The organism is Stenotrophomonas maltophilia group sp. Smal13, assembly GCF_030236855.1.
GTDB classification, from domain to species: Bacteria; Pseudomonadota; Gammaproteobacteria; order Xanthomonadales; family Xanthomonadaceae; genus Stenotrophomonas; species Stenotrophomonas maltophilia_A.
Window position 1 is genome coordinate 1 of record NZ_JASJSQ010000144.1, and the last position, 8,190, is coordinate 8,190.

7 protein-coding genes are annotated in these 8,190 nt (G+C 66.3%); 4 read left to right on the plus strand and 3 right to left on the minus strand.

What is annotated here, in order from left to right:
- The first annotated feature begins 178 nt into the window (after positions 1 to 178).
- Positions 179 to 1,366, plus strand: a complete 1,188-nt coding sequence (locus tag QRO95_RS24585; RefSeq protein WP_343237347.1) for a mechanosensitive ion channel family protein — start codon at positions 179 to 181, stop codon at positions 1,364 to 1,366.
- Positions 1,367 to 1,422: 56 nt separating this feature from the next.
- On the opposite strand, the gene QRO95_RS24590 is transcribed toward QRO95_RS24585, so the two are convergent.
- From QRO95_RS24590 to typA, 3 genes are read right to left on the minus strand one after another with little or no spacing between them, the layout of a single operon-like run.
- On the minus strand, positions 1,423 to 3,045 hold the full coding sequence (locus QRO95_RS24590; protein ID WP_049401441.1) for an amidase: 1,623 nt from the start codon (positions 3,043 to 3,045) through the stop codon (positions 1,423 to 1,425).
- Between the two features lie 41 nt (positions 3,046 to 3,086).
- A complete protein-coding gene (locus QRO95_RS24595) occupies positions 3,087 to 3,554 on the minus strand; it encodes a DUF2127 domain-containing protein (RefSeq protein ID WP_049422416.1) in 468 nt (155 codons plus the stop codon).
- Positions 3,555 to 3,565: 11 nt separating this feature from the next.
- The gene (typA, locus tag QRO95_RS24600) at positions 3,566 to 5,413 is read right to left on the minus strand and encodes a translational GTPase TypA (RefSeq protein ID WP_032129766.1); all 1,848 of its coding nucleotides are present in this window, start codon (positions 5,411 to 5,413) and stop codon (positions 3,566 to 3,568) included.
- A gap of 273 nt (positions 5,414 to 5,686) precedes the next feature.
- On the opposite strand from typA, the gene QRO95_RS24605 reads away from it, so the two are divergent.
- The 3 genes from QRO95_RS24605 (at position 5,687) to QRO95_RS24615 (ending at position 8,056) form a co-directional block, all read left to right on the plus strand.
- The gene (locus QRO95_RS24605; RefSeq protein WP_004153629.1) at positions 5,687 to 6,178 is read left to right on the plus strand and encodes a peptidylprolyl isomerase; all 492 of its coding nucleotides are present in this window, start codon (positions 5,687 to 5,689) and stop codon (positions 6,176 to 6,178) included.
- A gap of 118 nt (positions 6,179 to 6,296) precedes the next feature.
- Positions 6,297 to 7,283, plus strand: coding sequence for a malate dehydrogenase (locus tag QRO95_RS24610; RefSeq protein WP_004153634.1), 987 nt, complete (start codon positions 6,297 to 6,299; stop codon positions 7,281 to 7,283).
- A 158-nt stretch (positions 7,284 to 7,441) separates the two neighbouring features.
- Positions 7,442 to 8,056 carry an RluA family pseudouridine synthase gene (locus QRO95_RS24615; protein WP_285303670.1) on the plus strand — a complete coding sequence of 205 codons (615 nt, stop codon included), beginning with the start codon at positions 7,442 to 7,444 and terminating at the stop codon, positions 8,054 to 8,056.
- Positions 8,057 to 8,190 lie beyond the last annotated feature (134 nt).

The window sequence follows — 8,190 nt, forward strand, 5'->3', positions numbered from 1 at the left end:
TTACATGGACGTACTTGCAGCGTCCCCCGCAACCGGACCCGCCCCGCCACCCCACAGGAAACCCGCTTCTGCTTCGGCTGTTGCTGTTGCTGTTGCTTCGGCTCGCAGCAGGTGCAGGGCTGCAAGCCCTGCCGACCAACACCCTTCTTACGAACGGCTGACGTGACACTCATGCGTCATGCGCGAGGCTGTCCGCTTGGCTGTTCGAGTGGAGGTGGCAACGGTGCACTGGCAAAGCGCACAGGCCTACGCATGGCCGTTGGGATTGGCAGCAGTAGTGGGTGGCATCGGCGCGTGGCTGATCCTCTGGATCTACCATCGATTGAAAGGGCGTGATCGCCGGCGTGCACGCATCGGTCGCGTGCTCGGGTTGCCACTGGCCACCGCATGGCCGCTGCTGTTGTTGATTCCCGCATTACAGGCCACGCCACTGCAGGATCCGGTGCTGGGCAACCTGCAGCATGTGCTGCACATCGCGCTGACCGCGTGCTTCATCTGGTTGCTGGTACGCGCGGTGGCGGCGGGCGAGCGCGCGATCCTGCGCAGTCATCCCATCGATGTCTCCGACAATCTGGAAGCGCGCCGCATCCAGACCCAGACGCGGGTGCTCAGCCGCGTGCTGATGGGCGGCATCATCGTGCTGGGCGCATCGCTGGTGCTGTTGACCTTCCCGATGGTGCAGAAGATCGGCACCGCGCTGCTGGCATCGGCAGGCCTGATCGGCCTGGTGGCGGGTATCGCGGCCAAGCCGGTGTTCGGCAACCTGATCGCTGGCCTGCAGATTGCGGTGACGCAGCCGATCCGGCTGGATGACGTGGTGATCGTCGAGGGCGAGTGGGGCCGCATCGAGGAGATCGGCAGCAGCTATGTGGTGGTGCGCATCTGGGATGAGCGACGGATGGTGGTGCCGCTGACCTGGTTCATCGAAAACCCGTTCCAGAACTGGACGCGGCGCAGCGCCGATCTGCTCGGCACCGCGTTCCTGTGGTTGGACTACCGTGCGCCGATTGCCGCGATCCGCGCTGAGCTGGAACGCATCTGCCGTGGCGAAGCGTTGTGGGATGGCCGGGTCTGCGTGACCCAGGTGACCGAGACCAGCGAGCGTGCGATCCAGGTGCGCCTGCTGGTCAGCGCGCGCAGCTCGGGCGATGCCTTCGATCTGCGTTGCCTGGTGCGCGAGCGCATGCTCGATTTCCTCGCGCGCGAGCATCCGCAGTCGCTGCCGCAGGTGCGTGCGCGGCTGCAACACGAGGATGAGCTGGATATGCCGCGTGGTCCACGTGCACGCACCGCGGATGTGCGTTCGCCGGGTGCTGAAGATGGTGAGGCGGCGATCGTGCCGGTGGAGGCGGAACCCGGACGGTAGCGCCTGCCGCTGGCCGGCAACTCCGGATCTGCCGGCCAGCGGCCGGCACTACCGGATCACGGCTCGCCAGCGTCGATCAGTGCGTCGGTATCGAAGTGCGGTGGGCGCCGCGCGCGCGTGCGCTGTTCGTAGGCGTAGGCCATCTCGATCAGCTTCGGCTCGCTCCAGGCGGTGCCCATGAACAGCAGACCCACCGGCAGACCATCGATCTGCCCCATCGGCACGGTGAGGCTGGGATAGCCGGCCACGGCGGCGGCGCTGTAGCTTTCACCGGGGAAGTCGTCGCCTTCGCTGCGGATCGGCCATGCCACGCCGGTGGTCGGCGCCACCAGCGCATCGAGCTGGTGGGCGGCGAGGGCAGCATCGATGCCTTCCGGGCCGGCCAGCCGGCGCGCATCGCTGCGGGCGCGGATATAGGCGGGGTCGGCCAGGCCGGCGGTGGCATCGGCCTCCACCAGCAGCTCCTGGCCGAACAGGCCCAGTTCCTGCTTGCTGTGCGCCTGGTTGAAGGCGATCAGTTCGGCCAGGCTGCGCAATGGTGCGCGGTGGGTGCTGAAATAGCGCTCCAGCCCGGCCTTGAATTCGTACAGCAGCAGTGTGCGCTCGGCCTCGGCCCAGGCGCCCTGGTTGGGCAGCTCCACCGGCACCACCACGGCGCCGGCGCGGCGCAGCTCGGTTGCCGCCTGTTCGATCAGTGGCGGCATGCCACGGTACTTCAGCAGGGGCGTCTGCAGCAGGCCGATGCGCTTGCCGCGCAGGCCCTGCGGGTCCAGTCGCGCGGTGTAGTCGTAGACCGCGCGGCCGGGCATGGTCGCGGTGGCCGGATCGGCATCGTCGCGGCCGGCGATCGCGGTCAGCACGGCGGCAGCGTCGGCGACGCTGCGTGCCATCGGCCCGGCAGTGTCCTGGCTGAAGGAAATCGGGATGATGCCCTCGCGGCTGACCAGGCCGACCGTCGGCTTCAGGCCGACCACGCCGTTGATCGCCGCCGGGCAGACGATGCTGCCGTCGGTTTCGGTGCCGATCGCCACGCTGGCCAGGTTGGCGGCCACGGCCACCGCGCTGCCGCTGCTGGAACCACACGGCGAATGGCTGATGCGATAGGGGTTGCGGGTCTGGCCGCCACGCGCGCTCCAGCCGGAGATCGAATCATTGCCGCGGAAGTTGGCCCATTCGCTGAGGTTGGTCTTGCCCAGCACCACCGCACCGGCGTCGCGCAGCCGGCGCACCAGGTAGGCATCGTCCGGACGGAAGCCCTGCAGGGCCAGCGAACCCGCACTGGTGGCCATCGGCGCGGCGTTGATGTTGTCCTTCAACAGCAGGGGAATGCCATGCAGCGGGCCGCGCAGGCGGCCGTCACGGCGTTCGCGGTCGCGCGCGGCGGCTTCCTTCAGGGCATCGGGGTTGAGCTCGATCACCGCGCGCAGGCGCGGCCCGGTGCGGTCCAGCGCGGCGATGCGCTGCAGGTAGGCCTGGGTCAGGGTGGTGCTGTCCAGTTCCCCGGCGGTCATCCGCGCCTGCAGGTCGGCAACATCGGTTTCGGCGTACGGGAACGGCACGTTGCGGCTCGCAGGTTCGGCCGCATGCGCGCTGGGCGTGGCCGGGCTGCAGCCAGCCGAAAGCAGCGCCGGCAGCGCGGCGAGCAGGCAGGTCAGCAGAGGCGGCAAGGACGGGCGCATGGGGCGGCTTGGTCGGCTCCAATCCCCAGTGTAGCCGGTGCTCAGCGGTGGCGCTTGCGCAGGTCGCGGGCGAGCACGTAGACCACGATCAGGTTGATCGCCAGGATCGTCCACGACGGCCAGCCGGGGTGGCGGATGATCGCGAAGATGTCGAAAGGCAGGTACAGGGCGGCGGTCAGGCAGCCCAGCCAGGAGGCCCAGGCCTTGGCCCGCCACAGGCCCCAGGCTTCGACCAGGTGCAGCAGGCCGTAGCCGATCATCCCCGCCGCGGCCAGGTGGACCGCGTCGGGGCTGATCATGTGCAGCAGCGAGGGCAGGGTGCCATGGTCCGGATCCAGGCTGAAACGCCGGATCAGGGCCATGATGCCGTGCCGTAGCGGCTGCGGTCCGAGCACTTCCAGCCCGGTGGCGGCCAACAGCGCCAGCATCGCCTTGCTCGCTTCGAGCAGGGCGATGACATGGAGACCCGGATGCCGGTGTGGATCCGGGTTGTAGCCGCTCAGGTTCACGGGGTGCTGGCTCAGCCGCCGCGCGAAGCCTTCTTGCGGTCGCTTTCGGTCAGGAACTTCTTGCGCAGACGGATCTCCTTCGGGGTGATCTCGACCAGCTCGTCGTCTTCGATGAAGTCCAGGGCCTGTTCCAGCGAGTACTTGATCGCCGGGGTCAGCTGGATCGCATCGTCCTTGCCCGAAGCGCGCATGTTGGTCAGCGGCTTGGTCTTGATCGCGTTGACGGTCAGGTCGTTGTCCTTGGAGTGGATGCCGACCAGCTGACCTTCATACACGTTGTCGCCTTCAGCAGCGAACAGCTTGCCGCGTTCCTGCAGCGGGCCCAGCGAGTAGGCCGGCGTGGTGCCCGGCGCATTGGCGATCATCACGCCGTTGATGCGCTTGGCGATCGCGCCCTGTTCCTTCGGGCCGTAGTGGTCGAACACGTGGAACAGCAGGCCCGAACCCTGGGTCAGGGTCTTGAACTCGTTCTGGAAACCGATCAGGCCACGGGCCGGGATCGAGTATTCCAGGCGCACGCGGCCCTTGCCGTCCGATTCCATGTTCTTCAGCTGGCCCTTGCGGGTGCCCAGCTTTTCCATCACGCCGCCCTGGTGGATTTCTTCGATGTCCACCACCAGCTGCTCGATCGGCTCCATCATCTGGCCGTCGATTTCCTTGATGATCACTTCCGGGCGCGACACGGCCAGCTCGTAGCCTTCGCGACGCATGTTCTCGATCAGCACCGACAGGTGCAGTTCGCCACGGCCGGAGACCAGGAACTTGTCGGCGTCTTCCAGCTGCTCGACCTTCAGGGCCACGTTGTGGACCTTTTCACGGTCCAGGCGGTCCTTGATCTGGCGGCTGGTCAGGAACTTGCCACCGGACAGGTCCTTGTTGCCGGCGAACGGCGAGTTGTTGACCTGGAAGGTCATCGAGATGGTCGGCTCGTCGACGGTCAGCGCCGGCAGCGCTTCCGGGGTATCCGGGGCGCAGATGGTGTCGGAGATGGTCAGCTCCTGGATGCCGGAGATGGCCACGATGTCGCCGGCCTCGGCGGTATCCTGCTCGATGCGCTCCAGGCCCATGAAGCCCAGTACCTGCAGCACCTTGCCGTTGCGCTTCTTGCCTTCACGGTCGATGACCGCGACCTGCATGTTCTTCTTCAGGGTGCCGCGCTGGATGCGGCCGATGCCGATCACGCCCACGAAGTTGTTGTAGTCCAGCTGGCTGATGCGCATCTGGAACGGGCCTTCCGGGTCCACTTCCGGACGCGGCGCGTGCTGCATGATCGCTTCGTACAGCGGGGTCATGTCGCCGTCGCGCACGGTGTCTTCCAGGCCAGCGTAGCCGTTCAGGCCGGAGGCGTAGACGATCGGGAAGTCCAGCTGCTCGTTGGTGGCGCCGAGCTTGTCGAACAGGTCGAAGACCTGGTCGATCACCCATTCCGGACGGGCGCCCGGACGGTCGACCTTGTTGACCACGACGATCGGCTTGAAGCCCATCGCGAAGGCCTTCTGGGTCACGAAGCGGGTCTGCGGCATCGGGCCGTCCATCGCATCGACCAGGATCAGCACCGTGTCGACCATCGACAGCACGCGCTCGACCTCACCACCGAAGTCGGCGTGGCCGGGGGTGTCGACGATGTTGATCCGGTTCTTGATACCGGTCTTCTTGTCTTCCCAGGTGATGGCGGTGTTCTTGGCCAGGATGGTGATGCCGCGTTCCTTTTCCTGGTCGTTGCTGTCCATCACGCGCTCGGCGAGGACGGTACGCTCGGACAGGGTGCCGGACTGCTTCAGCAGCTGGTCGACCAGGGTGGTCTTGCCATGGTCGACGTGGGCGACGATGGCGATGTTGCGAAGATTTTCGATGGACATACGAAAGGGGGCCAGTCGGCGCCGGATTTGGAAAAAGAAGTCCAACATTATACGTCGAACTTGACGATTCGCGAAAAGGTGGATTTCACACCCGTCATGGGGCCCATTCAGCTGGGGGGCCGCGGCGCCGGTCGAGGCCGCCTGGCCTGCACCGCGGGGCACCCCGTCCCGTGGCTGAAGCCCGGATCTGCGCCCATGGTCGAAGCCGCCGCCGCCACGAGGCAGGTGTAAACTAGGTGGCTAGACGCGTTCCCCTCTGCATCAAGGATCTTCATGTCCCTCATCGCCACTTTCGACACCACCCAGGGCCCGATCAAGGTCGAGCTGTTCGCCGACAAGGCGCCGCTGACCGTGGCCAACTTCGTGAACCTGGTCAAGCACGGTTTCTATGACGGCCTGATCTTCCACCGCGTGATCGCCGACTTCATGATCCAGGGCGGCTGCCCGCAGGGTCGTGGCACCGGCGGCCCGGGCTACAAGTTCGAAGACGAGAAGAATGGCGTGAAGCACGAGGTCGGCTCGCTGTCGATGGCCAACGCCGGCCCGAACACCAACGGCAGCCAGTTCTTCATCACCCACATCAAGACCGACTGGCTGGACGGCCGCCACACCGTCTTCGGCAAGGTCCTGGAAGGCCAGGCCATCGTCGATTCGGTCAAGCAGGGCGACGTGATCCATTCGATCACCCTGGAAGGCGACGTCGACGCCGTGCTGGCCGCCCAGGCCGAGCGCGTCGCGGAGTGGAACAAGCACCTCGCCGCCTGATCCCCCTTCGAAACGGCCACCCTCGGGTGGCCGTTTCCCTGTTCCCCGCCGCCCGCCAGGCCTGCGTGGCCACGCCCGCGGCGTCCCATCAAACGCTTGCAAGCAAGAGGAAACCCCCATGAAAGCACCCGTTCGTGTTGCCGTGACCGGCGCCGCCGGCCAGATCGGTTATGCCCTGCTGTTCCGCATCGCCTCCGGCGAAATGCTGGGCAAGGACCAGCCGGTCATCCTGCAGCTGCTGGAACTGCCGGTCGACAAGGCCCAGGCCGCCCTGAAGGGCGTGATGATGGAGCTGGAAGACTGCGCCTTCCCGCTGCTGGCCGGCATGGTCGGCACCGATGACGCCGAAGTCGCGTTCAAGGACGCCGACATCGCCCTGCTGGTTGGCGCACGTCCGCGTGGCCCGGGCATGGAGCGCAAGGACCTGCTGCTGGAAAACGCCAAGATCTTCACCGCCCAGGGCGCGGCGCTGAACAAGGTCGCCAGCCGTGACGTGAAGGTGCTGGTGGTCGGTAACCCGGCCAACACCAACGCCTACATCGCGATGAAGTCGGCCCCGGACCTGAAGCCGGAGAACTTCACCGCCATGCTGCGCCTGGACCACAACCGCGCGCTGAGCCAGCTGTCGACCAAGCTCGGCAAGCCGGTCGGTGGCATGGAGAAGCTGGTGGTGTGGGGCAACCACAGCCCGACCATGTACCCGGACTACCGTTTCGCCACCGCTGATGGTGCGTCGATCGCCGATGCGATCAACGACCAGGAGTGGAACGCCAACACCTTCATCCCGACCGTCGGCAAGCGCGGCGCGGCGATCATCGAAGCCCGTGGCTCGTCCTCGGCTGCTTCGGCCGCCAACGCAGCCATCGACCACGTGCGTGACTGGGTGCTGGGCAGCAACGGCAAGTGGGTCACCATGGGCGTGCCGTCCGACGGTTCCTACGGCATTCCGGAAGGCGTGATCTTCGGCTTCGCCGTGACCACTGAGAACGGCAAGTACACCCTGGTCAAGGATCTGCCGATCGACGACTTCAGCCAGAAGTACATCGACAAGACCCTGGCCGAGCTGGAAGAAGAGCGCGCCGGCGTCGCCCACCTGCTGGGCTGATGCAGGCGGTACCGGCTCCGGCCGGTACGTCTTCCATCGAGGTAGGTGCCGGCCGTTGGCCGGTACGTGATCCAGAAGGTAGGTACCGACCGTTGGTCGGTACGCAGCAACGGGGAAGCTCAGGCTTCCCCGTTGCTGTTTGAGGAATACAGGAACTGATGATCCACCTGCATTACATCGACGACGCGCTGCTGGTGGCCGAGAAGCCGGCCGGCCTGCTGTCCGTGCCTGGCCGCAGCGCCGAGAACCAGGACTGCGTGGTCGCGCGCCTGCAGGCGCTGTACCCGGATGCATTGACCGTGCATCGCCTGGACCAGGTGACCTCCGGCCTGCTGCTGCATGCGCGCGGCAAGGACATGCAGGTGGCGTTGTCGATGCAGTTCGAGCAGCGCCAGGTTGGCAAGCGTTACGAAGCGATCGTGGAGGGGCTGCTTGAAGGCGATGCCGGCGAAGTGGACCTGCCGTTGATCGTGGACTGGTCGAACCGGCCGAAGCAGATGATCGATCACGAACGCGGCAAACCGGCGCTGACACGTTGGCACGTAATGGCACGTGATGTTGAAGCGCAGCGCACCCGCGTGGCGTTGGAACCGATCACTGGCCGCAGCCATCAGCTGCGCCTGCACATGGCCAGTCTCGGCCATCCCATCGTTGGCGATGTGCTGTATGACGCCGCGCCGGCGCAGCGTGTGCATCTGCATGCGCGCAGCCTGCGGTTCACCCATCCAGTGACGGGCGAGCCGCTCGCGTTCGAGTCCGCGACTCCGTTCTAGGGGTTCGGCAGGGCTTGCAGCCCTGCACCTGCAGAATCAACGTCAACGTCAGAAGCGGGCTATCCGTGGGTTGGCGGGACGGTGTCGGAGTGCGGGGACGCCGCAAGTACGTCCCTGTAGGCTTGGCAGCCGCA

Bases quoted from the DNA above. Each gene is read 5' to 3' on its own strand.
- QRO95_RS24585 (WP_343237347.1), top strand. From the start codon at position 179: ATGCGCGAGGCTGTCCGCTTGGCTGTTCGAGTGGAGGTGGCAACGGTG.
- QRO95_RS24590 (WP_049401441.1), bottom strand. From the start codon at position 3,045: ATGCGCCCGTCCTTGCCGCCTCTGCTGACCTGCCTGCTCGCCGCGCTG.
- typA (WP_032129766.1), bottom strand. From the start codon at position 5,413: ATGTCCATCGAAAATCTTCGCAACATCGCCATCGTCGCCCACGTCGAC.
- QRO95_RS24605 (WP_004153629.1), top strand. From the start codon at position 5,687: ATGTCCCTCATCGCCACTTTCGACACCACCCAGGGCCCGATCAAGGTC.
- QRO95_RS24610 (WP_004153634.1), top strand. From the start codon at position 6,297: ATGAAAGCACCCGTTCGTGTTGCCGTGACCGGCGCCGCCGGCCAGATC.
- QRO95_RS24615 (WP_285303670.1), top strand. From the start codon at position 7,442: ATGATCCACCTGCATTACATCGACGACGCGCTGCTGGTGGCCGAGAAG.